Annotated in this window: 1 protein-coding gene; it reads left to right on the top strand. The window is 70.2% G+C overall.

The genetic code is table 11. The features are described from left to right. Window positions 1–228, top strand: a 228-nt coding sequence (locus KVS71_RS19840) for a phosphoenolpyruvate carboxykinase domain-containing protein (protein WP_217585370.1), incomplete at both ends; no start/stop codon positions are given.

Genomic DNA, 228 nt, shown 5'->3' with positions numbered 1-228 from the left:
ACTGCGCATCGCGTCGGTTGTCGCCCGTGACGAGGGCTGGCTCGCTGAGCACATGCTCCTCATCCGCGTGATCGACCCGCATGGCAAGGCGTACCACGTCGCCGCCGCGTTCCCGTCGGCCTGCGGCAAGTCGAATCTCGCCATGGTCCCCCCCACGATCCCCGGCTGGAAGGTCGAGACCCTCGGCGACGACATCGCCCGGATCCGCCCCGGCGTGGAGTCGGAGGG

This window comes from Microbacterium sp. GbtcB4, assembly GCF_019091465.1.
Taxonomy (GTDB): Bacteria; Actinomycetota; Actinomycetes; order Actinomycetales; family Microbacteriaceae; genus Microbacterium; species Microbacterium paraoxydans.
Note: the sequence above shows the minus strand (reverse complement) of the source record. Positions and strands in the feature narration are given on the sequence as shown.